Genomic DNA, 24,436 nt, shown 5'->3' with positions numbered 1-24,436 from the left:
CGCACTGTCGCCGTACCGCGCGCGGTGCTAGAAAGACGGCTCCAATCGCAGGGAGGGCAGGGGCATGGCCGGCAAGTTCGCCCGCAGCTGGGCATTGATGAAGGCGAGCGCGGGGGTGCTGCGCTCGGACAAGTCGCTGTTGCTGTTTCCGTTGCTGTCGGGGCTGTGCAGCCTCGTGGTGGCGGCGAGCTTCCTGCTGCCGGTGGTGCTGGCGATGATCGGCCACCACGGCGGCGACTTCGAGGGCCGCCGCTTCGCGTCGGTCTACTACGTGGTGCTGTTCGCGTTCTACCTGGCGCAGTACTTCGTGATCGTGTTCTTCAACACGGCGCTGGTCGGCGTGGCATTGGCGCGCCTGCGCGGCGAACCGGCCGGGTTGGCCGACGGCTTCGCGCTGGCGCGCTCGCGGCTGGGCAGCATCTTCGGTTATGCGCTGATCGCGGCCACGGTGGGCCTGTTCCTGCGCGCACTGCAGGAGCGGCTGGGTCTGATCGGCCGCTTCGTGGTGGGCCTGCTCGGCCTCGCGTGGACGGTGGCCACCTTCCTGGTGGTGCCGGTGCTGGCCAGCGAGGGCACGGGGCCGGTCGACGCGGTGAAGCGCAGCGCGGAACTGCTCAAGCAGACCTGGGGCGAGAACGTGATCGGCAACGTGGGCTTGGGCGTGGTGTTCGGCCTGGTGTTCTTCTTCGCGGCCGTGCTGGCGGCGGTGCTGGTGTTCGGCGCGATCGCCACCCAGTCGATCGCCGTCATCGCACCGGTGATCGTGCTGGTGGTGATCGGCTTCATGCTGCTGGGGCTGGTGCAGTCCACCCTGCAAGGCATCTACGCCGCGGCGTTGTACCGCTACGCGGAAGCAGGCGAGGCCGGCGGCGGCTTCGACCAGGCGCTGCTGGAGTCGGCGTTCCGTCCGAAGCGTTGATTCACGTCGACAACGTGCGCCCGCCATCCACGCGGATGATCTGGCCGGTCACGTAGGGCGCACCGCGCAGCAGCCAGAGCACCGCGCCGGCCACGTCTTCGGGCGTGCCGGCGCGCGCCAGCGGCGTGCGGGCGAGCATTGCCTGCTGGTCGGCGTAGGGCTTGCCGTCGCTGGGCCACAGCACGGCGCCGGGCGCGACGCCGTTGACGCGGATGTCGGGGGCGAGGTCGAGCGCGAGCGAGCGCGTCATCGCCGCCAGCGCGGCCTTCGCCATGCAGTAGATCGGATGGTCCGCCAACGGGCGCTCGGCGTAGATGTCCACCAGGTTCACGATCGCACCATGCGCGGCGCGCAGCGCGGGCGTGGCGGCCTGGGCGAGGAAGAACGGCGCCTGCGCGTTCGAGGCGAACAGCTCGTTCCACTGCGCCACGGTGGCGCTGCCCACCGGCGTGGGGTGGAAGGCCGACGCATTGTTCACCAGCGCGTCGAGCCGGCCGTAGCGGGCCAGTGTGGTGTCCACCAGCGCGGGCAGCGCGTGCGGATCGGCCAGTTCGGCCTGCAGCACCAGGGTGCTGTCGGCGCGCTCGCGCTCCAGCTCGGCGGCCAGCGCCTCGGCTTCCGCCACCGAGCGGCGGCAGTGCAGGGCGAGGTCGTAGCCGGCCGCGTGCAGCGTGCGCGCGATCACCGCGCCCACGCGCCGGCCGGCGCCGGTGACCAGGGCGACGGGACGTTCGGGGCGTGGCGACATGCGGCGATTCCTGCGCGACGGCGGATGCCGACAGCTTGCCGGAACGGCGCGGTGGCGTCACCCGCGCGGCAAGGGCGGTGCCACTGCCGTCGTCGTTCCGCCGTCGGCGTCGCCGATGCCGCCGTCGAACAGCTCGATCGCGGTGGCGGCCACCTGTCCGGTGTCGTAGTACGCGTAGGCGCCCACGCCCAGGGCGCCGATCACCGGCAGCCAGCGCGACACGCCTTCCCCCAGCGCGCGGCGGCTGAGCTTCACGCCCAGGTGCCTGGCGATGCGCTCCACCACCGTCTGCGACATGCGGCGGAACAGCAGGCGGTCGCCCATGCGCACCACCAGGTCGCGGAAGGCCTGCGCCGCGGTGTGGCGGAACAGGCAGTACAGCATCTGCTCGCGGCCCAGTTCGGCGTGGCGGCCGTAGGCGGCGGCGATGTCGCTGACCATCTGCGCCTGCAGCTTCCAGATCGCCACCAGTTCCGGCAGCACGGTGAGCCAGCCCAGCGGCCCCGGCGGCAGCGCCAGCGAGCCGGCGGTGAGCGCGGCGCGCTGGGCGGCGCGGCCGGCGATCGCGCGTGCCTGCACCTTCGCGTCGGCGGCGGCGTCCACCTTGCTGCGGGGGATATGGCTGACGAAATCGAGGATCGCCTGGGTGACCCGGTTCGCTTCCTCGTGCTTGCCGATCACGGCGGGAACCTGGCGGCTACCGTCGGCGCGATCCGGTTCGGGCGGGTGTCGCTGGTTCATGGCGCACTCCGTGGGCGCGCTGGCTTCGCGCACGAGTAGGCAAGTCTAGGCCGCTGGCATGAAGCCGGGATCAATGACCGTGACGTTGCAGCCATGACTTGTGGCCCGGGTAGGCTTGGGTCAATGTTAGTAATGTTATAACATTACGTACATCAACCCGGCCGCATCGCCGGGCTGCCGCCCCCTGGAATCCCTGCCCATGAAGCCTTTCCCGCTCGCCCTCAGCCTCGCCGCCGCGTTGTGCCTGGTGTCCATCCATGCGCACTCCGCCGACACCACACCTGCCGCTGCCTTCACTGCCACCGCGACCGGCAGCACGGCGCCGGACGACGGCCTGGGCAACACCCGCAACCGGCACGCGCCGAAAGTGCACGAGCTCGGCACGATCAGCGTCACGGCCGCGCTGGACCAGGCGCGCAACGCGCTGTCGCCGGACACCGGCTCCAGCCAGTACGTGATCGACCAGAAGGCGATCGCGCAACTGCCGCTGGGCGCGGCCACCCCGGTGAACCAGGTGATCCTGCAGGCGCCTGGCGTGGTGCAGGACTCCTACGGCGGCCTGCATGTGCGCGGCGATCACGCGAACCTGCAGTACCGCATCAACGGCGTGATCGTGCCGGAGTCGATCTCCGGCTTCGGCCAGACCCTGGACGCGCGCACGATCCAGAGCGTGAGCCTGCTCGACGGCGCGCTGCCTGCGCAGTACGGCCTGCGCACCGCCGCGGTGGTGGACATCACCACCAAGAGCGGCCACGACCTCGGCAACGGCGGCAGCGTGGGCGTCACCACCGGCTCGTTCGGCACGCTGAACCCGAATGCCTCGATCTGGGGCAGCAACGACCGCTGGAGCTGGTACCTCACCGGCAATTACCTCGAGAACGACACGGGCATCGAGAACCCCACGGCCAGCCGCACGCCGATCCACGACCACACCAACCAGGTGAAGGGCTTCGGCGACATCTCCTACCTGATCGACAACGACACGCGGCTCTCCTTCATGTTCGGCGTGGCGAACAACCGCTTCCAGGTTCCGAACCGGCCGGACGCCACGCCGGCATTCGGCTACCTCGGCATCACCGATTTCGATTCGGCCGACCTCAACGAGCAGCAGCGTGAAAACACCCGCTTCGGCGTGCTGTCGCTGCAGGGCAAGCTGGGTGCGACCGATTACCAGGTCTCGCTGGGCCAGCGCTACACCAGCGTGGCCTTCGCTCCGGACCTGGTCGGCGACCTGATGTTCAACGGCGTCGCCTCGGCGGTGAGCCGCAACAACCGCGCCAGCACCTTGCAGGCGGATTTCGCCACGCCGCTGGGCGACAGCAACACGCTGCGCTACGGCGTCTACGGCAGCTTCGAGCATGCCGGCAGCGGCAACGACGCGTGGGTGTTCCCGGCCGACGCCGCGGGCAACCAGACCAGCACCACGCCGATCAACATCGTCGACAACAACCGGCTCGTGGCCAGGACCTGGTCCGGCTACATCCAGGACGAGTGGAGCATCGGCCAGGACTGGACCGTCAACTACGGCCTGCGCGGCGACACCTACAGCCTGGCCGGCCATACCGAAAGCCAGCTCAGCCCGCGCCTCGGCGTGGTGTGGCAGGCCACCGGCAGCACCACGGTGCACGCCGGCTACTCGCGCTACTTCACGCCGCCGGCCACGGAGATGATCACCACCGCCAACATCGCGAAGTTCGACGGCACCACCAATGCGGTGTCCAACCCCGGCAACGCGACGCCGCTGGGCGAGCGCGCGAACTACTTCGACGTGGGCGTCTCGCAGAACATCGGCGATGCCTGGACGCTGGGCCTGGATACCTACTACCGCGAGGTGCAGCGCCTGCAGGACGAGGGCCAGTTCGGCGCCGCGCTGGTCTACTCGACCTTCAACTACGACCGCGGCCACATCGGCGGCGTGGAATTCACCGCCAACTACAGCGCCGGCCCGCTGTCGGCCTATTTCAACCTTGCCTACAACCGGGCGATGGGCAAGCAGGTGATCACCAGCCAGTACAACTTCGCGGTGGACGACCTGGCCTACATCGCCGACAACTACATCCATCTCGACCACGACCAGACCTACACCTCGTCGGGCGGCGTCAGCTACGCCCTGACCGGCAGCACCCGGGTCGGCGCCGACTACCTGTTCGGCAGCGGCCTGCGCAAGGACGGCGCGGTACCGAACGGCGCCCACCTGCCGGCCTACTTCCAGCTCAACCTCAACGTGTCGCACGACTTCGCGTTCGACCGCTTCGGCAAGCTGCACACCCAGCTGGCGCTGATCAATGCGCTGGACCGCACCTACGAGCTGCGCGACGGCACCGGCATCGGCGTGGGCGCCCCGCAGTTCGGCCCGCGCCGCGGCCTGTACCTCAGCCTGCAGAAGGATTTCTGAGCGAAATGCGGTTGCTGCAGGAGCGCACCTGTGCGCGATGGCTCTTCGCCACGTGACGGAAAGCATCGCGCACAGGGTGCGCTCCCGCACACTGCAATGTGGAATGCGGCGCTCGCCGCATCCGCTATGCTTGCCGCGCTTTTCACTACCGGCAAGCCCGATGGCCTCCCGACTCCCCGAACCTTCCGCCGACGAGCGCGCGCATTCCGACCGCCTGCTGCGCCAGTTGCGCGAGCAGATCGCCGTGCACGGGCCGATGCCGTTCGCGCAGTTCATGGAGCGCAGCCTGTACGCGCCGGGGCTGGGCTACTACAGCGCGGGCAAGACCAAGTTCGGCGAGGCGGGTGATTTCGTCACAGCGCCGGAGCTGGGCGAGCTGTTCGCGCGCTGCGTGGTGAATGCCGTCGCGCCCGTGCTGGGCACGCTGGGCGACGAGGCGGATTTCCTCGAACTGGGCGGCGGCAGCGGCGCGTTCGCCGAGGCGGCACTCAAGGCCTTTACCGCGTCCGGGGTGCTGCCGCGCCGTTACCTGATCCTCGAACCCAGCGCCGACTTGCGTGAGCGCCAGCGCGAGCGCCTCGCCGCCGCGCTGCCGGTTGAACTGCATGCGCGCGTCGAATGGCTGGATCGTCCGCCCGAGCAGGACTGGCGCGGCGTGCTGTTCGCGAACGAAGTGATCGACGCGCTGCCTGCCACGCGCATCGCGATGAAGGGCGGCGAGGTGTACGAGGAACACGTGGCGCTGGACGGCGAAGGCCGGCTGATGCGCGTGGATCGCCCCGCCGATGCGCTGGTGGCCGGCGCGGTGCGCCACGTCGAACGCGACCTCGGCGCGGATTTCGCCGACGGCTACCGCACCGAGATCCTGCCGCAGCTGCCGTACTGGCTGCAGGCGGTGGCCGGCTCATTGGAAGCCGGCGTGATGCTGTTCATCGACTATGGCTACGTGCGCCGCGAGTTCTACCAGCCCGAGCGCCGCGACGGCACGCTGATGGCGCATTACCGCCACCACGCGCACGCCGATCCGCTGTGGCTGCCCGGCCTCAACGACCTCACCGCCTCGGTGGATTTCACCGCGCTGGCCGAGGCCGGCAACAGCGCCGGCTTCGGCGTGGCCGCCTACCTGCCGCAGGCGCAGTTCCTGATCGCCAGCGGCCTGCAGGAGGCGTTCGAGGCCGCCCAGGCCGCGGCCACCGATGAGGTGACGCGCTACCGGCTGGCGCAGGAAGTGAGGCGGCTCACCTTGCCCGACCAGATGGGCGAGCGTTTCCAGGCGATGCTGTTCGCGCGCGGCCTTGAAGTGCTGCCGCTGCCGGCGGAATTGTTGGCCGCCGACCAGGGCGGAAGGCTGTAGGAGCGGCTTTAGCCGCGACATGCCGAGGGGGGAATCGCGGCTGAAGCCGCTCCTACCCGCGTCGTCGAGGATCGCTGCCTATTTCGCCGCCGGCGTCGCCGCTGCCCCGCGCCCCAGCGCCATGCCCTTGAGCACGTTGAGCGCCTGCGCCAGCGCGTAGTCGCTGGTGGCGAGCGTGCCCTCGGCGGCGCTGCCGTCGGCGTTGATGTTGCCGCCGGCCTTCGCGTTCTCATTGGCGAGATGGTTCGGCAGGTCGGCCTCGGAGCTGATCAGCTCGGGCGCCACGTCGGCCTTGCGCACGCTGAGGTCGGCGAGCGGGATGTCGGGCCGGATGCCTTCGGCCTGGATCGAGGTGCCGTTCGGCGTGTAGTAGCGCGCGGTGGTGATCTTCACCGCGTGATCGGCGTCCAGCGGCAGCACGGTCTGCACCACGCCCTTGCCGAAGGTGCGTTGGCCGATCAGCAGGGCGCGATGGTTGTCCTTCAGCGCGCCGGAGACGATCTCGGCGGCGGAGGCGGTACCGTGGTTCACCAGCACCACCAGCGGCGCGCCGTCGAGCAGGTCGCCCGGATGCGCGCTGAAGCTCATGTTGGCGTCGGCCAGGCGGCCACGGGTGGTGACGATGGTGCCGGAGTTCAGGAAGTCGTCGCTCACCGACACCGCGGCGGTGAGCAGGCCACCGGGGTTGTTGCGCAGGTCGAGCACGGCGCCTTTCGGCGCGCCGTCCTTGGCGATCAGCGCGGCCAGCTTGCGCTCGAGGTCGGCGGCGGTGTCGCTCTGGAACTGGGTGATACGGATGTAGTCGTAGCCGGGTTCGAGTTGGCGCACCTTGACGCTGGTGATCGCGATGTTCTCGCGCGTGAGGTGCATGTCCACCGGGTTGTCGCTGCCCTTGTGCAGGATGGTCAGCGTGATCTTGCTGCCGGGCTTGCCGCGCAGCTTCTTGAACATGTCGTCCACGTTCTGCGGGTCGACCAGGGTGCCGTCGATCTTCACGATGCTGTCGCCGGGCTTGATGCCGGCGCGCGAGGCGGGCGTGTCGTCGATCGGGGTGACGATCAAGAGGCCGCCGTCCTGCTGCAGCACCTCGATGCCGAGGCCGCTGTATTGGCCGGTGGTGTCCTCGTCGAGCTGGGCCAGGCCTTCCTTGTCGAGGTATTCGCTGTGCGGGTCGAGCCCGGCGAGCATGCCGGTGATCGCGTCCTTCATCAGCGCGTGGTTGCCCACCGGTTCCACGTAGGCCTGACGCACGATGTCGTAGACGCGGCTGAAGCGGCGGATGTCCTCGAGGTCGACCTGGTTGTCGGTGGCCTTGGCGGGCGCGTTGGCGCGCACGTGGGTAGGCGCCAGCTCGGTGGGTGGTTCAGGCGCGCTCGCGGCCGGCGCCGGTGCGTTCTGCGCATGCACGAACGGCGCCGCCAGCAGCAGGGCGCACAGGCTGTAGATGGGAAACCGCATGGAACGACTCCGGGGAAGGGGATGCACCCGCCGCGCGGCAGCGGGTTTCACGCCGCCAGCCTGCGACGACGGCGGGCGGCCGTCAACGGTGCTGGCTGAACGGCTGGCCGGGCCCGGTCGGCTCAATGGCGCTGGCCGAGCCAGCTGCGGGGGTCGACCGGCTGGCCGTCGCGGCGCAGCTCGAAGTACACGCCGGTGTTGATGCCGGTGGGCGGCGCGGCGGTGCCCACGGCCTGACCGGCGGTGACCGCATCGCCCACGTTGTGCAGCAGCGCCTCGTTGTTGCCGTACATGCTCATCCAGCCGTTGCCGTGGTTGAGGATCAGCAGCATGCCGTAGCCGCGCAGGAAGCCGGCGTAGACCACCCGGCCGTTCGCCACGGCGCGCACCTCGCTGCCGCCGCTGGCGCGGATCAGCACGCCGTTGCCGTAGCGGTGCACGTCGCCCGCCGCCGGCCAGGGCAGGTTGCCGCGGATGTTGGCGCCGGCACCACCCAGCGCGATCGGTGGCGGCGCCTTGCCGCCATGCTTTTTCGCCGCGGCCTGGCGCGCGGCCTCGCGGGCGGCGGCCTCGCGCAGCGCCTGGTCGATCTGCTTCTGCAGCTTGTCGACCAGGCTGTTGAGCGACTGTTCGTCCTGCTTCAGCGCGGCCAGGCGCTGGGCCTGGTCCTGGTAGGTGGCGTCGGTGGTGGCGGCCAGTTTCTGCTGCGCGGCGCGCTGCTTGCCCAGCTGCTGGTTCTGCTGCTCGCGCTGGGTGCGCTGGGCCTGCAGCGCTTGCTGCTCGGCGGTGATCTGGGCCTCCAGTGTCTGCAGCTGGGCCAGGCTGGCCATCAGCTGCTGCACCTTCTGCATGCGGTCCTGCTGGAAGTATTTCGAGTAGACCAGCGCCCGCGCGATGCGGCCCACGTCCTCGTTGTCCAGCAGCAGGCGCAGGTCCGAGCCGTGGCCCAGCGCATAGCTGGCGCGCAGCAGGTCGGCGATCGCGGCCTTCTGACCGGCCAGCTTCTGCTTCAGCTCAGCGCGCTGCTGCTGCAGCTGGTCGAGCTGCTGCTGCTTGGCGGCGATCGCGGCGTCGGTCTCGCGCAACGCGCGCGCGGCGGCGGCCAGCGCGGTGGTCTGCTTCGCGAGTTCCGCATTGAGCTGGTCGCGGCGGGCGGCCGTGGCGGCCTGCTGCCTGCCCAGCGCCTGCACTTCCTGATGCACGTTGCTCAGCTTCTGCTTCGCCGCGGCCTGCTCGGTCTGGCTCCTGTCCTGCCATGCCTGCGCGCTTGCCACGACGAGGGCGGCGCTCAATGCCACGACGGAGAGGGCGGGGAGGCGGGCGGCGCGGATGGGGCTGGGCATCGGCCGATTATCGCCGAGCCCGCGGACGGCGGCGAGCCGCCCGCGGGCCGGTCGTTCATGCGGACGCGTCAGCGGGCCGCGGCGATGGTCGGTGCGTCCGGCAACGCCAGCGCCTTGCGCAGCTCCGCGCGCGCCGCCGCGTAGTCCGCCTGCCAGGCGGGATCGTCCAGCAGCCGGCCGCCGAGCACGGTGCCGGCGAGCCGGCCGGCTTCCACGTCGCTGGGGTAGTGCACGCCCATCACGATGCGGTGATGGGCGTACAGGTCGGCGCGCGTGAAGATCGCGGCGCGCCGTTCCGGCACCATGTTCGCCAGCAGCACCGCCTCGGTGTAGCCCAGCGTGGAATGCCCGCTGGGGTAGCTCCAGTCGTCCGGCTGCTCCTGGCTCAGCGGATGCACCGCGTGCGACACCAGCACCGGGCGCGGGTGGTGCCAGAACGCCTTCACCGTCTTCACCTCGCCCTTGTCGTAGGCCACCACGCGGGCGAAGAACGCGGCCGTGCGCGGCAACTGCTGCGGCGTGAACGACGCGCCGAACACGTCGGCGTAGCGGAACACACTGTGCAGCCGGTCGGCCTGCGCCGCGGCGATTTCCGCGGGTGTGCGGTGCGCCTGCACGGCTAGCACGCCTTGCAGGTCGCGCCGTGCCGCGGGGGAACCGGCGGCGGGCGGCGGGGGCAGCAGCGCCGCGAGATCGACCGCGGGCCCGTTGCCGTCGGCCAGTGCGGGTTGGCCGATCAGCAGCGTCAACATCAGCAATGCAGTGCGTTTCATCAGAACAGGTCCGCCGTGATGGTGAAGTTGAAGTTGCGCGCCGGGATGGTGAAGTACAGCGGCGTGCCATCCGCGCCGGTGGTACCGGCCAGGGCGTTGATGTGGGTGTTGTCGAAGATGTTGTTGAGCTGCACGCCGATCTTCAGGTCCTTCACGTCGGCGAGGTGCGGATCGAAGCGGTAGCTGGCGGTGAAGTTGGTCACCGCATAGCCGCCGATCGGCGTGTCGTCTTCCGCGTTGGCCGTGTAGTAGGTCTTGCCGACGAACTTGTCGACCAGCGAGACGTAGGCGGGGCCGTTGCTGTAGATGAGGCCCAGCGCGGCGGTCTTGTGCGGCGTGTTCGCGTTCCACGCGTTGTCGGTGGTCTGGATTGCGCGGTTGAGCGAGCCGTTGGCGTAGACGCTGAATCCGCCGCCGACCATGTATGTGCCTTCCAGCTCGAGGCCGGTGTAGTGCACGCCGCCGCCGTTGTAGAACTCGGAGATGCCGCCGACGTTGTGCTTCTGCACGAAGTTGTTGAAGTCGATCTTGTAGACGTCGCCGGACAGCGTCAGGTTGTCGTTGGTCCAGGTCGTGCCGAGCTGCCAGTTGGTGGTCTTTTCCGGAGCCACGGCGCTGTCGGAAACCGCCGGGTTGGGCACGTACAGCAGGTTGAGGTTGGGTGCGAGATAGCCCTTGGCCCACTGCGCATAGGCCGTCCAGCTGGAGCTGAACGCGTAGTGGAACGAGGCCGACGGCAGGGTGGCGTTCCAGGTCTTGGAATAGGTCAGCGGGGTGCCCGTCTTCTGGTTCACCGGCGCATCGATGCTGCGCTTGAAGTCGTTGTACTTCACGCCGCCGATGAAATACGCGTTGTCGGTGAGGTTCCACTGGTATTCGAGGTACGGCTGGATCGTGACCAGGGTGTCGTTCATCCGGCGATCCGCCGCGGCCAGCTGCAACGTCGACGCACCGGGATTGACCACCGGATTCAGCTGGTTGGTCGTGTCGTCGAATTCATACAGCCAGCGGATGTCGTCCTGGTGGTCGTACCACAGGCCGGTGCGTACTTCGCCCGGGCCGAGTTCCTTGCCCAGGCGGAAGATGTCGCCCCACGAGCGGTTCGTGTTGCGCATGTGCTGGCCGGGCACGTCGGTGGCGCTGTAGAAGGTGCCGTTCGGCGTTTCGCCGTTCGGGTCTTCGCCGTTGAAGCCGAAGTGGTTGTAGCCGTAGGTGTAGGCCTTGTTGTCGATCGTCCAGCCGTCGAACGCCGAGTGCAGGCCGACGTAGCCGAGATTGGTGTTGATCTTGTCCTGGTTGTAGCGGTAGTAGGCCTGGCTGGTCGGATCGTTGTTGAGTCCGTAGTTCACGCCGTACTCGGCGATCTGCGCCTTGGTGGCGCCGAACGGCACGTACTGGTTGAGCTTGTTTGCCATCGCGGCGAAGGTCAGCGTGGTGTTGTCGCCCAGTGGTTGCACGACCTTGGCGAACACGCTCTGGCGTCGCTGGCCGGCATAGGTGAGGTAGCCGTCCGAATCGCTGTTCTGCAGGTTGATCACGGCGCTGGTGCCGCTGTTGGTGAAGCTGCCCGTGTCGATGCGGGCGCCTTCCACGGCCGTGCCCCAGCTGCCGAGGCTGAAGTACGGGCTGATGCCGAACTGCTTCCGTGGATTGATCGAATCCACCGTGATGGTGCCGCCGAACGTGGCGTTGCCCAGCGTGCTGGCCGTGCCCGGGCCGCGATCGACCGTGACGCTGCCGGTTTCCTGGTTGGTGAAGTACGAGGTGGAGTGGTGGGTGAAGTCGTTGGAGTCCATCCACGGAATGCCGTCGAACGTCACGTTGTACTGGCCGTCCTGGAAGCCGCGGATCGAGACGACTGCCGATTCCATCAAGCCGGAGCCGTTCGGCGTCACGGTGTACACGCTCGGCGAAATGGCCGCCGCGTCGGTGTAGTCGCCGGTCGGCGCGATGTTCTCCTGCAGGTACAGGCTGCCGATGACCGATTGCGGCTCGGTCGCCAGCATCGAGCCCTGCGTCGGTGCAATGGTGCTCGCGGTCGTGGCGGCGGTCACCTGGACGGCGCCGAGGTTCTTGGCGTCCTGTGGCGAGGCGGCGGAGCCTGTGCCAGCCGCTGTCGGCGCGGGCTGCGCGGGGTTCGTGTCATCCGCGCGGACCGGTGACGCCAGCACGGCGGCGATGGCAAGGGCGAGCAGGGCGGGGCCGCAGGAACGGAAGACGGGCGTGGGCTGGGGCATGGGCGGGTCCGGAGAGTGGAAGGCGGAATGCGGTCCGGCACGCTAGGGCCCGCGCATGACAGCCACGCAACAAAAGGAAGATGCGAATCCGGGCGGCCGATCGTGAGGATTTGCGATCTGGCGGCCAACGCCAGGCACGTGCCGCGCGAACCGGTGCCGAACGGGCGCGACGCGCCTCGCTTGGTGTGGGTGCCGCGTTGCGTCCATGCAGGCCTGCCGTCGCGAGCGGCCATGCCATGACAGATAGTTGCATTTGAAATTGCATTTGGACGTTTAGAAGTCTTTGACGCGACGCAGCAATTGTGTTGTAGTCGAATCGCAAACCCTGCATCCAGCCCGGCGCCTCGGCGCCGCTGGCCTTCTGTGCCCTGCCATCCAGCGAGTGAGCAAGATGAAGCAGTCCGGTGGAACCAGCCTGTACGACGCGTCCTTTGAACACGACAGCTGCGGCTTCGGCCTGGTGGCGCAGATCGACGGCCGCGCCAGCGCCTGGGTGGTCGATACCGCGTTCGAGGCGCTGGCGAAGCTTTCGCACCGCGGCGCGGTGAACGCGGACGGCGTGAGCGGCGACGGCTGCGGCGTGCTGATCCGTCGCCCGCAGGCGTGGTTGCGTGCACTGGCGGACGAGGCGGGCATCGCGCTGGGCGAGCGTTTCGCGGCGGGGCTGGTGTTCCTCGATCCCAAGGACGCCGCCGCGACGGGCGTGCTGGAGCGGCATCTCGCCGAGGAAGGCGTGCGCGTGGCGGGTTGGCGCGAGGTGGCGGTGAACGAGGAGGCTTGCGGCCCGCTGGCCGCCGCCGCGCGGCCGCGCGTGCGCCAGCTGTTCGTGGATGCGGGCGAAGGCATGGACGAGGAAGCGTTCGAGCGCGCGCTGTTCCGCGCGCGCCGCCGCGCCGAGACCGCGCTGGCTGACGATGCGGCGTTCTACGTGGTGACGCTGACGGCCGAGCTGATCGGCTACAAGGCGATGGCCGCGCCCGGACGCCTGCGCGAGGTGTTCGCCGATCTCGTGCATCCGGCCCTGGTCGCCGACGCGGTGGTGTTCCACCAGCGCTTTTCCACCAACACCACGCCGCAGTGGCGGCTGGCGCAGCCGTTCCGCCTGCTGGCGCACAACGGCGAGATCAACACTATCCGCGCGAACCGGCGCTGGATGCAGGCGCGCGCGTCGATCTGGCGCTCGCCGCGCGTGGAGCTGGGCGACCTCGGCCCGCTGGTGCGTCAGCAGGGTTCGGATTCGGAGAGCCTCGACAACGCGCTGGAGGTGCTGCTGGCCGGCGGTCTCGACCTGCTCGCCGCGATGCGCGTGCTGGTGCCGCCGGCGTTCGCCGCGCGCGAGAACATCGACGAGGATCTCGCGGCGTTCTACGAGTATTACGCGCTGCACAGCGAACCCTGGGACGGCCCCGCCGGCCTGGTGATGTGCGACGGCCGCTACGCCGCCTGCACGCTGGACCGCAATGGCCTGCGCCCCGCACGCTGGGCGCTGTCCGACGACAACCACTTCATCATCGCCTCCGAGGCAGGCCTGTGGGACATGCCTTCGGCGCGCGTGGTGGCCAAGGGCCGCCTCGCGCCGGGCGAAATGATCGCGGTGGATTTCCGCGAGCATCGCCTGCTGCGCGATGCCGACATCGACGCGATCAACCGCCGGCGCGCGCCCTACCGCGACTGGCTGCGCGCCGGCGTGAGCTACCTGGAGTCGGACCTGATCGATCCCTCGCTGGCCGCCGAACCGCTGCCGGTGGAGCAGCTGCGCTGCTACCAGAAGCTGTACGGCCTCTCGCGCGAGGAGCGCGAGACGGTGCTGAAGGTGATCGCGGAACTCGAGGCCGAGGCTACCGGCGCGATGGGCGACGACACGCCGATGGCGGCCCTGTCGCGCCAGGTACGGCCGCTGTTCGACCGCTTCCGCCAGGGCTTCGCCCAGGTCACCAACCCGCCGATCGATCCGCTGCGCGAGAAGCTGGTGATGTCGCTGGTCACCCAGATCGGCGCGGAAGGCAACGTGTTCGAGCTCAAGCCCGAGAACGCGAAGCAGGTGCTGATCAACTCGCCGATCCTGTCCCAGCGCAAGCTGCGCCAGCTGCTGGCGCTGCCGCAGTTCGTCGACACGCCGCGCTTCGACCTGATGTACGCGCCGGAGCTGGGCCTGGAAGCCGCGCTGCGCCGGCTGTGCGAGACGGTGGCGCAGTCGGTGCGCGAGGGCAACGCGCTGGTCTTCCTCAGCGACCGCTACCCCGAGCGCGAGCAGCTGCCGATTCACTCCCTGCTCGCCACCGGCGCGGTGCACGCGCACCTGATCGAGCAAGGCCTGCGCTGCCAGTGCAATCTCATCGTGGAGACTGCCACGCCGCGTGATTCGCACCAGTTCGCCTGCCTGCTCGGCTTCGGCGCCACCGCGATCTATCCGTGGCTGGCCTACCAGAGCCTGTTCGAGCTGGGCCGCGAGGGCCACATCGACGGCGACCGGCTGGAGATCGGCCGCAGCTACCGTCGCGGCATCCGCAAGGGTCTGCTGAAGATCCTCTCGAAGATGGGCATCTCCACCATCGCCGGCTACCGCGGCGCACAGCTGTTCGAGATCGTGGGACTGGCGCCGGAAGTCGTCGCGCTGTGCTTCCCCGGCACGCCCTCGCGCATCGACGGCGCCGGTTTCGCCGAACTCGAACACGAGCAGCAGCTGCTCGCCGCCGAGGCGTGGAACGCGGCGCAGCCGCTGCGCGCAGGCGGCATCTACAAGTACATGCACGGCGGCGAGTACCACATGTACAACCCGGAGGTGATCGACACGCTGCAGCACGCGGTGCGCACAGGCGACCCGGCGGACTATCGCGCCTACGCCGACCACGTCGACCGTCGCCCGGCCTCGGCATTGCGCGACCTGCTCGCGGTGCAGCCGCTGGGCGCGCCGGTGCCGCTGGACGAGGTCGAACCGGTCGAGGCGATCCTCAAGCGCTTCGATTCCGCCGGCATGTCGCTGGGCGCGCTGTCGCCCGAGGCGCACGAGGCGCTGGCCACCGCGATGAACCGGCTGGGCGCGCGCAGCAATTCCGGCGAAGGCGGCGAGGACCCGGCGCGCTACGGCACCGAGAAGATGTCGAAGATCAAGCAGGTCGCCTCCGGCCGCTTCGGCGTCACGCCGGCCTACCTGGTCAACGCCGAGGTGCTGCAGATCAAGATCGCGCAGGGCGCCAAGCCCGGCGAAGGCGGCCAGCTGCCCGGCCACAAGGTGGACGCCACCATCGCGCGACTACGCTACGCCAAGCCTGGTATCGGCCTGATCTCGCCGCCGCCGCACCACGACATCTATTCCATCGAGGACCTCGCCGAGCTGATCCACGACCTCAAGGAAGTGAATCCCGACGCGCTGGTCTCGGTGAAGCTGGTCAGCCACGCCGGCGTGGGCACGGTGGCCGCGGGCGTGGTGAAGGCGGGCGCCGACCTCATCACCGTGAGCGGCCATGACGGCGGCACCGGCGCCAGCCCGCTGACGTCCATCAAATATGCGGGCACGCCGTGGGAGCTGGGCCTGGCCGAGACGCAGCAGACCCTGCGCCGCAACACGCTGCGCGGCCGCGTGCGCCTGCAGACCGATGGCGGCCTGAAGACCGGCCTCGACGTGATCAAGGCCGCGCTGCTCGGCGCCGAGAGCTTCGGCTTCGGCACCGGCCCGATGGTGGCGCTGGGCTGCAAGTACCTGCGCATCTGCCACTTGAACAACTGCGCCACCGGCGTGGCCACCCAGCACCCGGTGCTGCGCAAGGAGCACTTCACCGGCCTGCCGGAGATGGTGATGAACTACTTCCAGTTCGTCGCCGCCGATGTGCGCGAACACCTTGCGCGGCTGGGCGCGCGTTCGCTTGCCGAGCTGGTCGGCCGCAGCGAGCTGCTGGCGCAGCGCGCCGACGCCACGCCGGTGCGCCACGGACTGAACCTCGCGCCGCTGCTGGACGGAGCCAGCCTCGGCGCGGCCAGCGACAGCGCCTGCGCGATGGCGCGCAACCCGATGCGCGACGCCGCGGCGCTGGCCACGCGCATCGCGGCGGATACCGCGCCGCTGGTGGAGCTGGGCGAGGGCGGGCATTTCAGCTACACGATCGCGAATACCGACCGCGCGATCGGCGCGCGCCTGTCCGGCGCCATCGCGCGCCGGCACGGCGACCACGGCATGGACGAGCGCCCCATCGTGCTGCAGCTGGAAGGCGCGGCGGGCCAGAGCCTGGGCGCGTGGAACGCCGGCGGCGTGCAGATCGAGCTCACCGGCGAGGCGAACGACGGCGTGGGCAAGGGCATGGCCGGCGGCCGCATCGTGGTGCGCCCGCCCGCTGATTCGCCGTTTGCCTCGCAGGACGCCTCGATCATCGGCAACACCTGCCTGTACGGCGCCACCGGCGGCGAGCTGTATGCGGCCGGCCGCGCGGGCGAGCGCTTCGCGGTGCGCAACTCCGGCGCGGTGGCGGTGGTGGAAGGCGCCGGTGACCACTGCTGCGAATACATGACCGGCGGCGTGGTGGCGGTGCTCGGCAAGGTCGGCCTCAACTTCGGCGCCGGCATGACCGGCGGCTTCGCCTACGTGCTCGACCTCGAGCGCGATTTCGTGGACTGCTACAACCACGAGCTGGTCGACATCCTGCGCATCTCGCCCGAGGGCATGGAGCACCACATGCAGCACCTGCGCGGCCTGGTGACGCGCCATGTGGAGCTCACCGGCAGCGACTGGGGGCGGCAGGTGCTGCGCGACTTCCGCGGGCTGCAATACAAGTTCTGGCTGGTGAAGCCGAAGGCGGCGAGCCTCGCGGTGCTCGCTGAGGAACTCAGGAGGGCGGCATGATGCGCGCGCTTCAGATCTTCCCCTCTCCCCTTCGGGGGCGAAGCCATGCTGCTTGCGAGCCACTGGCTCGCGCATGGCTGAGCGCCCGAGCGCTGGCGCGAGGGCCGGGGCTTGCTTGGCGAGGAACGAGCCTAGCAACGGGCAGGGTGAGGGGCGGGTGCTCGCGACATCCCATGTCTCCCCTCTCCCGCTTGCGGGAGAGGGGTTGGGGGAGAGGGCGCTCTAGCTCTTCGCGTGGTCGCAACGAACAAGGCGGTTCCGTCCGCCTGCCGGCGGCCGGGCTACTTCTCTTTGCTTGTCCAAAGAGAAGTAGCCAAGAGAAACGACACCCCGCGCCGGCGCGCGGCGGGCGTCCTGCCCGCCGCGTCCCCTGCGGTGCTCGCCGCTCACCGGCCGCCAGACAACTCGGCCGTCCATGGCCTCATACAGTCTGGCTTTCCCCGGCGATCGGCTCCGCTCCTCGGCGCCGTCGAGGGGCCCCGGTCAAAGGCGCGGCCATCCTGGCCGCTTTCGTGCAACGGCAAAAACAACTGCGACTGCAGCAGCACAACTTCGCCCGGAGGTTCGCATGAGCGAGCACAAGCTGTTCCAGTTCCTTGACGTGCCGCGGCAGACGCCGCGGACGGTGCCGGTGGCGATACGCGTGCTGGGCTACGGCGAGATCGCTGGGGATTTCGGTGAGGCGAATGCGGCTTCGCAGTCGGGGCGCTGCCTGGATTGCGGCAATCCGTATTGCGAGCATGCCTGCCCGGTGCACAACTACATCCCGAACTGGCTGAAGCTGGTGGAACAGGGCCGCATCCTCGAGGCGGCGACGCTGATGTACGAGACGAACCCGCTGCCGGAAATCTGTGGCCGCGTGTGTCCGCAGGATCGCCTGTGCGAAGGCGCCTGCACACTGGAGCAGACCGCGTTCGGTGCGGTGACGATTGGCAGCGTGGAGCGCTGGGTCACCGACGAGGCGCTGCGCCAGGGCTGGCGGCCGGATCTCTCCGCGGTGCAGGAAACCGGCAAGCGCGTGGCCATCGTCGGCGCGGGCCCGGCGGGCCTGGCCTGCGCGGATCGGCTGCGCCATGCCGGCATCGCCGCCGACGTGTACGACCGCCAGAGCGAGATCGGCGGCCTGCTCACCTTCGGCATCCCGCCGTTCAAGCTGGACAAGGCGGTGGTGCGCACGCGCCGCGCCTTCCTCGAACAGCTGGGCGTGCGTTTCCTGCTTGGCCGCGAAGTCGGTCGCGACATCGAGTTCGGCGAGCTGGTGGACGATTACGACGCGGTGTTCGTGGGCACCGGCGCCTACACCTATGTCGACGGCAAGCTGCCGGGCCGCGGCCTGCACGGCGTGCACGACGCGCTGCCGTTCCTGATCGCGAACACCGAGCGCCTGCTGCGCGACGAACCGCCCGCGCCCGCGTTCGACCTGCGCGGCAAGCACGTGGTGGTGCTGGGCGGCGGCGACACCGGCATGGACTGCAACCGCACCGCGATCCGCCTCGGCGCGGCCAGCGTCACCTGCGTGTATCGCCGCGACGAGGCCAGCATGCCCGGCTCGCGCCGCGAGGTGGGCTACAGCCGCGAAGAGGGCGTCAACTTCCTGTTCCATCGCCAGCCGCTGGAAATCCTCGGCGACGAACACGGCCGCGCGCGCGCGGTGCGCGTGGTGCGCACCGAACTGGTCGACGACGGCCACGGCCGCCCGCGTCCGCGCAACGTCGAGGGCAGCGAGAGCGAGCTGCGCGCCGACGTGGTGATCCAGGCCTTCGGCTTCCAGCCCAGCCCGCCGGACTGGCTGGTCTCGCACGGCGTGAAGCTCGCGCACTCCGGCCGCGTCGTCACCGGCGCCGACGGCGCGCTGCCGCAGCAGACCAGCCACCCGCGGATCTTCGCCGGCGGCGACAACGTGCGCGGCGCCGACCTGGTGGTGCGCGCGGTGCATGACGGGCGCGAGGCCGCCGCGTCGATCGCGCGCATGCTGGCGATGCAGGCGGTGGACGCGGTGGAGCGCGTGGCCTGAACCTGTGCCGTCAGGCGGCGCGCGCGACCAGGGTCGCCGTATCCAGCGTGAATCCGCCGTCCCCGTCGATGGCGAAGTGGCGGCGCACCGCCTCCGGCGCGACCTGCTGCAGGCTGCGGATCGCCGCCACCCGCTCGGTCGGGGCGCGTGTGCGCGCCGTCCATTCGCCGAAGTCGCGCAGCGGCAGCCGTCGCGGGGTCAGGCTGTCGATGGCGAAACCGGCGCGCGCCAACGCGGCGGTCCATTCGGACACGCGGTAGTTGCGCACGTGCGACACGTCGCGCAGCAATTCGATCGCCTGCAGCCAGCTGTCCAGCAGCGCCGGCTCGGGCGAGGTCACGTCGATGAACACCGCCAGCCCGCTCGGCGCCAGCACGCGGCGCGCTTCGCGCAGGCCGGCGTCGCGGTCCTGCCAGTGGTGCGTGGTGAAGCGCGCGACCACCGCGTCGAAGGCGCCGTCGGCGAACGGCAATCGCTCGGCGGCGGCGTGCTGCACGGCGATGTTGCCCAGGCCGCGTTCGCGTGCGGTGGCCTGTACCGCGTCGAGCATGCTCGGCGTCGGGTCGCAGGCGGTGACCGATGCCACCAGCGGCGCGGCGCGATAGCAGACGTGGCCGCCGCCGCAGCCGAGGTCGAGCAGCCGTGCCGGCCGCCGCTCGCGCAGCAGGGCTTCGACCTGGTCGAGGTCGGCGCCGCCGGCGTGCACCGCACTGGTCACGTAGTCGGCGGCGCGCGGCGCGTACTGGTCGACGACGAAGGAAGCGTTCGGGTCCATCGAGGGTCTCCGTGCGGTGGGTGGCGCGATTCTGCGCGCGCGTCGCGGCCGGTGTAAGTTGCGCACTTATCCCGGTATGAACGCCACCCCTCACGACATCGACAGCGAACTGCGCCAGCGCCTGGCGCGTTTCCTGCGTGCGCGCCGCGAGGCGATGCCGCCGCCGCGAGGCGCTGCCGGCCGGCGGCGCACGCCCGGCCTGCGCCGCGAAGAAGTGGCCCAGCACGCCGGCATCAGCACCGCCTGGTACACCTGGCTGGAACAGGGCCGCGACATCGCGCTGTCGGCCGAGGCGCTGGCGCGGCTGGCCGAGGTGCTGGCCTTGTCGCCGGCCGAGCGCCGCTACCTGTTCGAGCTGGCGCGGCGGCGTGATCCGCACCCACCTGACGATGCCGGACACGAGGCCGCGCCGCCCGCCTTGCTGGCCGTCGTGCAGGCGCTGCTGATGCCGGCCTACGTGCTGGATCGCCACTGGCGGCGGCTGGCCTGGAACGCGGCCGCCATGCAGCTGTTCGCGCCATGGGCGGACAGCGGCGAGCCTTGCCTGCTGCGCTACATGTTCCTCGACGCGTCGGCGCGGCGCTTCATCGTCGACTGGGATGCCCGCGCCGCGCGGCTGGTCGCCGAATTCCGCGCCGACACCGCGCTGCATCCGGGCGACGCCGGCCTGCTCGCGCTAGTGGAGCAGCTCTGCGGCGCCAGTGCGGACTTCGCCGCGCGCTGGCGCCGCCAGGACGTGCTGGGGCGCGAGGGCGGCCGCCGCGATTTCGCGCATCCCGCGTGGGGCGCGGTGGCCTATGAACAGCTCACCCTCGTACCCGCCGGCCATGCCGACCACAAACTGGTGATGCTGTTGCCGTGGCCGACCGGCGCCGGGGCATCATGAGCGGCCGCGGGCTCTCTGTTTCTTCGTCTTCGTCTATGCCAGGAGTGACGCGATGCGTATGGGCCTCGCCGCCAACCAGTTGCACCACAGCCACCCTGACGCGGCGCTGTTCCGCTGGCTGCACGCCTGCGAACGCGGTATCCGCGAACTCGGGCTCGGCCTGCACGCGGTAGGCCGCACCCACGACGCGATCGTGCGTGCCGGTTTGCTGGCCGACTACACGCCGCTGCGCCGTTATCCCTACGGCCGCGAAGGCGGCCTGATGAAGCTGGTGGCCGAGGTGGTGGGCATGGACGGCGCGGCACGCACGCTGGACGGCGCGATCTACCTGATCGACCCGGTCGATCCGTCCTCGGTGTTCCCCGAAGCGGTGGCGCTCAAGCGCCAGTGCGTGATCCACGCCAAGCCCTTCCTCTCCACCGTGGCCTCGGCGCGCGACTGGATCGAGCTGGAGCGCATGCACGCGGGACTGGCGCCCGATCCCGGCGCCGACGACCTGCATGCACCGGCATCGCAGACGCTGGCGCTGATCGCCCACGACGCGATGAAGCCCGCGATGCTGGCCTACGCGACACAGCACTTCGACACGCTGTCGCGCTTTGCTCGCCGCGTGGCCACCGGCACCACCGGGCAGCGCCTCAACGAACTGGCCTGGAGCCGCGGCTGGCCACAGGGGCAGCCGTGGGCGGACCGCTACCAGAGCGGCCCGATGGGCGGCGACGCGCAGATCGCCGATCTGGTGCTGGAACGCCGCTGCCAGCGCGCGATCTTCTTCGAGGACCCGCACGTGGCCCGCCAGCACGAAGCCGACATCCAGCTGCTGGAACGCGCGGTGACCACGGTCACCGACACGGCGGTGTGCATCACCACGCCCCGGCTGGCCGCGCGCTGGGCCGAGGCGGTGGAGTTGCGGCGCAGCCGGCGGGTAGATGGCTGATCGCGCGGCGATCTGAAAGTGAATCAGGTGCCATTCTTTGGATGGCGAGATAGCGCTGGATATTGGCGACGACTCGCGGCGCGTTCGTTGACGACAGGTTTTCGCTCGATCACCTCTGCGAGGTTCCCATGACAAGCCGGATCGCTGCATGCTGTTGCGGACAGTTGAGCATCGAGGTGCAGGGCGAGACCCTGGGCGCCGGCGTGTGCCATTGCCTGGCTTGCCAGCGGCGCACCGGTAGTGTTTTTGCTGCACTGGCCGGATATGCCGCGCCCTGGAAAGTGAACGGCACCGCGACCGAATATGTGCGCACGGGCGATGCGGGTGCGTCGTTCCGCTTCTGCTTCTGCCCGGTCTGCGGCAGCACGGTATTCCACACCGAGGAGGGCAACGACGGCTGCGTGATGGTGGCCGTGGGCGCGTTCGCCGATCCGGCTTTCCCGCCTCCGCAGGATTCGGTCTACGAGTGCCGCCGGCACGCATGGGTGCAACTGCCCGAAGGGATCGCGCGCTATGAGAGGGATCCGGACTGAGCGCCCAACCTTCCGGAAATTCTCCGTCCTCGTGCACGAAGCGGCTGACTTCGTGCATGTGTTGAATAACGGTTCCAGATTCACTTGCCTGGCGTGGCTGGTTTCAGCCGGACGGAGGCTTGCCCCCGCGCGCACCGCTTCGATCTCTCTCCCTCCGTCGATGCTCCCCTTCCGCCATCGCCTTGAATCGGTTGAGCGATTGCAGCCACAGCGCGTTGCCTTCGGCCTCGTGCTCGCTGGCGCCATCGGGGATGCGATTGAACGGGATGCGCATGGGGGCGGCGTCGTGGGCAAGCGCGGCTTGCATGCCGCCGAAGTAGACCTTGTTGATGCCGTATTTCGTGTTGATGCGGTCCACCACGGCGTCGATCTGGCGCGGGTCGGCGGTCGGCGCGAACAGCGAACCGCTGGTCTGCGCGCGGTCGGCGAGGCGCAGCAGGGTGACGCTGACCGACAGCGGCACGGCGCGCGCGGGGCCGGGCAGCAGGCGGCCGCGCACGCGGCCGGCGGCGAGCATGCCCGCCAGCAGGTGCAGCAGGCCGCGGCTGTCGTCGGTGGGTTCGAAGTTGATGGCGCCTTCCCAGCGTTCGTCGTAGCCGACGTAGCGGATGCGCACCGCCATCGCGCCGGCCAGCAACTGCTCGCGGCGCAGGCGCATCGCCGCCTTCACTAGCAGTTTCTTCAGCACCGCCATCGCGCCCTCGGGGTTGCGCAATTCGGGACCGAGCACGTGCGAGTGGCCCAGCGAGCCGCGCGTGCTCGCGGCGGCGGGTAGCCAGGCGCCGCGCAGCAGGCCCCACATGCGTTCGCCTTCGATGCTGCCCCAGGCACGGCGCAGCACCAGCTTCGAGGCCGCGGTGAACTGGGGGACGGTGAAGATGCCCTCGGCATTGAGGCGAACCTCCATCGAGGCGCCGATGCCGCACAGGTCGCGCAGCTTGAGGCCATGCAGCGCCTGCGGCAGGTCTGCCTGCTCGATCACCACCAGACCGTCGGGCTTCTGCATGTCGGTGGCGGTCTTGGCGAGGAAGTCGTTCGGTGCGATGCCGACCGAGCAGCGGATCGCGCCGCCGGGCGCGACTTTCGCGATCTCCTCCTTCACCTGCCGCGCGATGCGTTCGGCTTCCGTGCGCTGGCGCTGGCGACCGACCAGCTCGCAGGCCATCTCGTCGATGGAGCCGACATGGGCGATCGGAATGGCATGGTCGATCGCCTCGATCAGCACCTGGTGCCAGTGCACGTAGCGCTCCGGCCGCGCGGCGACGATGGCGATGCCGGGGCACAGCCGCCGCGCCTCGCGCACCATCGTGCCGGTGGTGACGCCGAAGGCCTTGGCCTCGTAGCTGGCGGCGATCAGGCTGGTGGTTTCCGCCGCCACCGGCGCCACGCCCACCGGCCGCCCGCGCAGCGCCGGCACCTCGTGCTGTTCCACCGAGGCGAAGTAGCTGTTGAAGTCGACGAACAGGCTGCGCAAGGTCATGACGCGGGTTCCGGGCGGGCCGGGAGGAATAGCATGCGCCGGTCGCGCGGTGCGAGACAGGGGCGGCGCGAATCGGCGACATCGGTGGAGCCGTGGTGCAGACTGGGCAGCCGTGCAGGCGCGGGCTCATGTGGAGACACGGTTCCATGCATTCACTCAGCAAGTTTCTGGTTTTCGCCGTGGCCGTGACCATGGCGTTCAGCGCGAAGGCGGTGTCGGTGAGCCAAGCGGGTGCCGCCAAGCCATATCAGGATCTGCTCGATTTCCGAGGTGCGCCAAGCACGCCGACGGACCGTGGCTTCAACATCTTCTTCGACGCCGGTGCGTGGCAGGGCTACAGCCTGCCGAGGGTTGGCGACGGCCACGCAGGCCGCCGCGGTCGAGAAGACGATGATGGACCCGCGCAAGTTCGCCACGTCCATGCCGTTTCCCACGCTGGCCGCGGACGATCCGCGCTTCTCGCCAGTGAGGGGCTACTGGCGCGGACCGGTGTGGCTGGACCAGTCGCTGTTCGGCGTCGAGGCCCTGCGGCGTTACGGCTACACCACGCAAGCCGATGCGATGGCGCGCCGGCTGGTGCTGGACGCGAAGGGGCAGGCGAACGGGCAGGCGACGTTCCGCGAGAACTACGATCCGCTGACCGGGCAGGGCGAGCAGTCGCAGAACTTCAGCTGGTCCGCGGCGAGCTATCTGCTGCTGTTGCGGGGACGCGCGGCGAATTGAGTGCGGGTCTCGGGATGCCGCTCAGCAGGAAAACCCGTTCGCGCTGAGCGTAGCTTGCGCCAGCAATCGATGTCGAAGCGGCCGGGGAGAGTGCCCTTCGACTTCGGCCCTGCGAGCCTGCGCTCAGCGCGAACGGTGGGGCAAAAGCTGAACTTGGTTGCCAACCAGGATTTGCCAGGGAATACCGGTTCTACCTTGCCTGGTTCCGCTGATGCCGTGAGGCGGTGCAGGTTGCGTGCCTGCGTCGCCTCACGGTGAGGGTGGTGCATACCGGGATGAATTTGCC

General features: G+C 69.7%; 18 protein-coding genes. 9 read left to right on the top strand and 9 right to left on the bottom strand.

Features of this window, described 5'->3' with window-relative positions:
- Positions 1–64 precede the first annotated feature (64 nt).
- Positions 65–919 carry a DUF6159 family protein gene (locus tag AB7878_RS07785; RefSeq protein WP_369493813.1) on the top strand — a complete coding sequence of 285 codons (855 nt, stop codon included), beginning with the start codon at positions 65–67 and terminating at the stop codon, positions 917–919.
- 1 nt (position 920) lies between these two features.
- Here the strand turns inward: AB7878_RS07785 and AB7878_RS07780 are convergent, their stop codons facing one another.
- Positions 921–1,667, bottom strand: a complete 747-nt coding sequence (locus AB7878_RS07780; RefSeq protein WP_369493812.1) for a pteridine reductase — start codon at positions 1,665–1,667, stop codon at positions 921–923.
- A 57-nt stretch (positions 1,668–1,724) separates the two neighbouring features.
- Complete coding sequence (locus AB7878_RS07775; RefSeq protein WP_369493811.1) at positions 1,725–2,408, bottom strand: hypothetical protein; 684 nt, start codon at positions 2,406–2,408, stop codon at positions 1,725–1,727.
- Between the two features lie 199 nt (positions 2,409–2,607).
- Here AB7878_RS07775 and AB7878_RS07770 point away from each other — a divergent pair, with 199 nt between their 5' ends.
- Together AB7878_RS07770 and AB7878_RS07765 are read left to right on the top strand one after the other, a co-directional pair.
- On the top strand, positions 2,608–4,803 hold the full coding sequence (locus tag AB7878_RS07770; protein WP_369493810.1) for a TonB-dependent receptor: 2,196 nt from the start codon (positions 2,608–2,610) through the stop codon (positions 4,801–4,803).
- A gap of 160 nt (positions 4,804–4,963) precedes the next feature.
- Positions 4,964–6,157 (top strand): class I SAM-dependent methyltransferase, encoded by a 1,194-nt coding sequence (locus tag AB7878_RS07765; protein WP_369493809.1) that lies wholly within the window; start codon positions 4,964–4,966, stop codon positions 6,155–6,157.
- A gap of 78 nt (positions 6,158–6,235) precedes the next feature.
- On the opposite strand, the gene AB7878_RS07760 is transcribed toward AB7878_RS07765, so the two are convergent.
- From AB7878_RS07760 to AB7878_RS07745, 4 genes are all read right to left on the bottom strand, one after another.
- Positions 6,236–7,615, bottom strand: coding sequence for a S41 family peptidase (locus tag AB7878_RS07760; RefSeq protein ID WP_369493808.1), 1,380 nt, complete (start codon positions 7,613–7,615; stop codon positions 6,236–6,238).
- 122 nt (positions 7,616–7,737) lie between these two features.
- Positions 7,738–8,958, bottom strand: a complete 1,221-nt coding sequence (locus AB7878_RS07755) for a murein hydrolase activator EnvC family protein (protein WP_369493807.1) — start codon at positions 8,956–8,958, stop codon at positions 7,738–7,740.
- A 68-nt stretch (positions 8,959–9,026) separates the two neighbouring features.
- A complete protein-coding gene (locus AB7878_RS07750; protein WP_369493806.1) occupies positions 9,027–9,731 on the bottom strand; it encodes an acid phosphatase in 705 nt (234 codons plus the stop codon).
- Positions 9,731–11,968, bottom strand: a complete 2,238-nt coding sequence (locus AB7878_RS07745; RefSeq protein WP_369493805.1) for a TonB-dependent receptor — start codon at positions 11,966–11,968, stop codon at positions 9,731–9,733. The genes AB7878_RS07750 and AB7878_RS07745 overlap by 1 nt, the downstream gene beginning before the upstream one ends.
- A gap of 391 nt (positions 11,969–12,359) precedes the next feature.
- On the opposite strand from AB7878_RS07745, the gene gltB reads away from it, so the two are divergent.
- Together gltB and AB7878_RS07735 are read left to right on the top strand one after the other, a co-directional pair.
- Positions 12,360–16,802 (top strand): glutamate synthase large subunit, encoded by a 4,443-nt coding sequence (gltB, locus tag AB7878_RS07740; RefSeq protein ID WP_369493804.1) that lies wholly within the window; start codon positions 12,360–12,362, stop codon positions 16,800–16,802.
- Positions 16,803–17,370: 568 nt separating this feature from the next.
- Entirely contained in the window at positions 17,371–18,816 is a 1,446-nt protein-coding gene (locus tag AB7878_RS07735) for an FAD-dependent oxidoreductase (protein WP_369493803.1), read from the top strand.
- Between the two features lie 10 nt (positions 18,817–18,826).
- On the opposite strand, the gene AB7878_RS07730 is transcribed toward AB7878_RS07735, so the two are convergent.
- Positions 18,827–19,591: a class I SAM-dependent methyltransferase gene (locus AB7878_RS07730; RefSeq protein WP_369493802.1), complete on the bottom strand. Its 765-nt coding sequence runs from the start codon at positions 19,589–19,591 to the stop codon at positions 18,827–18,829.
- Between the two features lie 76 nt (positions 19,592–19,667).
- On the opposite strand from AB7878_RS07730, the gene AB7878_RS07725 reads away from it, so the two are divergent.
- The 3 genes from AB7878_RS07725 (at position 19,668) to AB7878_RS07715 (ending at position 21,947) form a co-directional block, all read left to right on the top strand.
- Complete coding sequence (locus AB7878_RS07725) at positions 19,668–20,477, top strand: helix-turn-helix transcriptional regulator (protein WP_369493801.1); 810 nt, start codon at positions 19,668–19,670, stop codon at positions 20,475–20,477.
- A 52-nt stretch (positions 20,478–20,529) separates the two neighbouring features.
- On the top strand, positions 20,530–21,414 hold the full coding sequence (locus AB7878_RS07720) for a methylglyoxal synthase (RefSeq protein ID WP_369493800.1): 885 nt from the start codon (positions 20,530–20,532) through the stop codon (positions 21,412–21,414).
- A 128-nt stretch (positions 21,415–21,542) separates the two neighbouring features.
- Positions 21,543–21,947: a GFA family protein gene (locus AB7878_RS07715; protein WP_369493799.1), complete on the top strand. Its 405-nt coding sequence runs from the start codon at positions 21,543–21,545 to the stop codon at positions 21,945–21,947.
- 103 nt (positions 21,948–22,050) lie between these two features.
- Here the strand turns inward: AB7878_RS07715 and AB7878_RS07710 are convergent, their stop codons facing one another.
- Together AB7878_RS07710 and AB7878_RS07705 are read right to left on the bottom strand one after the other, a co-directional pair.
- Positions 22,051–23,427, bottom strand: coding sequence for a DNA polymerase Y family protein (locus tag AB7878_RS07710; protein ID WP_369493798.1), 1,377 nt, complete (start codon positions 23,425–23,427; stop codon positions 22,051–22,053).
- Between the two features lie 152 nt (positions 23,428–23,579).
- On the bottom strand, positions 23,580–23,849 hold the full coding sequence (locus tag AB7878_RS07705) for a hypothetical protein (protein ID WP_369493797.1): 270 nt from the start codon (positions 23,847–23,849) through the stop codon (positions 23,580–23,582).
- Between AB7878_RS07705 and AB7878_RS07700 the strand changes: the two genes are divergently transcribed.
- The gene (locus AB7878_RS07700; protein ID WP_439653775.1) at positions 23,818–24,150 is read left to right on the top strand and encodes an MGH1-like glycoside hydrolase domain-containing protein; all 333 of its coding nucleotides are present in this window, start codon (positions 23,818–23,820) and stop codon (positions 24,148–24,150) included. The two genes, AB7878_RS07705 and AB7878_RS07700, sit on opposite strands and share 32 nt — an antisense overlap.
- The last annotated feature ends 286 nt before the right edge of the window (positions 24,151–24,436 follow it).

Origin of the sequence: Rhodanobacter humi, assembly GCF_041107455.1 — a bacterium.
Classification (GTDB): domain Bacteria; phylum Pseudomonadota; class Gammaproteobacteria; order Xanthomonadales; family Rhodanobacteraceae; genus Rhodanobacter_A.
Note: the sequence above shows the minus strand (reverse complement) of the source record. Positions and strands in the feature narration are given on the sequence as shown.

Excerpts from the sequence above, each read along its gene's own strand:
- AB7878_RS07785 (WP_369493813.1), top strand. The coding sequence starts at position 65 with ATGGCCGGCAAGTTCGCCCGCAGCTGGGCATTGATGAAGGCGAGCGCG.
- AB7878_RS07780 (WP_369493812.1), bottom strand. The coding sequence starts at position 1,667 with ATGTCGCCACGCCCCGAACGTCCCGTCGCCCTGGTCACCGGCGCCGGC.
- AB7878_RS07775 (WP_369493811.1), bottom strand. The coding sequence starts at position 2,408 with ATGAACCAGCGACACCCGCCCGAACCGGATCGCGCCGACGGTAGCCGC.
- AB7878_RS07770 (WP_369493810.1), top strand. The coding sequence starts at position 2,608 with ATGAAGCCTTTCCCGCTCGCCCTCAGCCTCGCCGCCGCGTTGTGCCTG.
- AB7878_RS07765 (WP_369493809.1), top strand. The coding sequence starts at position 4,964 with ATGGCCTCCCGACTCCCCGAACCTTCCGCCGACGAGCGCGCGCATTCC.
- AB7878_RS07760 (WP_369493808.1), bottom strand. The coding sequence starts at position 7,615 with ATGCGGTTTCCCATCTACAGCCTGTGCGCCCTGCTGCTGGCGGCGCCG.
- AB7878_RS07755 (WP_369493807.1), bottom strand. The coding sequence starts at position 8,958 with ATGCCCAGCCCCATCCGCGCCGCCCGCCTCCCCGCCCTCTCCGTCGTG.
- AB7878_RS07750 (WP_369493806.1), bottom strand. The coding sequence starts at position 9,731 with ATGAAACGCACTGCATTGCTGATGTTGACGCTGCTGATCGGCCAACCC.
- AB7878_RS07745 (WP_369493805.1), bottom strand. The coding sequence starts at position 11,968 with ATGCCCCAGCCCACGCCCGTCTTCCGTTCCTGCGGCCCCGCCCTGCTC.
- gltB (WP_369493804.1), top strand. The coding sequence starts at position 12,360 with ATGAAGCAGTCCGGTGGAACCAGCCTGTACGACGCGTCCTTTGAACAC.
- AB7878_RS07735 (WP_369493803.1), top strand. The coding sequence starts at position 17,371 with ATGAGCGAGCACAAGCTGTTCCAGTTCCTTGACGTGCCGCGGCAGACG.
- AB7878_RS07730 (WP_369493802.1), bottom strand. The coding sequence starts at position 19,591 with ATGGACCCGAACGCTTCCTTCGTCGTCGACCAGTACGCGCCGCGCGCC.
- AB7878_RS07725 (WP_369493801.1), top strand. The coding sequence starts at position 19,668 with ATGAACGCCACCCCTCACGACATCGACAGCGAACTGCGCCAGCGCCTG.
- AB7878_RS07720 (WP_369493800.1), top strand. The coding sequence starts at position 20,530 with ATGCGTATGGGCCTCGCCGCCAACCAGTTGCACCACAGCCACCCTGAC.
- AB7878_RS07715 (WP_369493799.1), top strand. The coding sequence starts at position 21,543 with ATGACAAGCCGGATCGCTGCATGCTGTTGCGGACAGTTGAGCATCGAG.
- AB7878_RS07710 (WP_369493798.1), bottom strand. The coding sequence starts at position 23,427 with ATGACCTTGCGCAGCCTGTTCGTCGACTTCAACAGCTACTTCGCCTCG.
- AB7878_RS07700 (WP_439653775.1), top strand. The coding sequence starts at position 23,818 with ATGATGGACCCGCGCAAGTTCGCCACGTCCATGCCGTTTCCCACGCTG.
- AB7878_RS07705 (WP_369493797.1), bottom strand. The coding sequence starts at position 23,849 with ATGGACGTGGCGAACTTGCGCGGGTCCATCATCGTCTTCTCGACCGCG.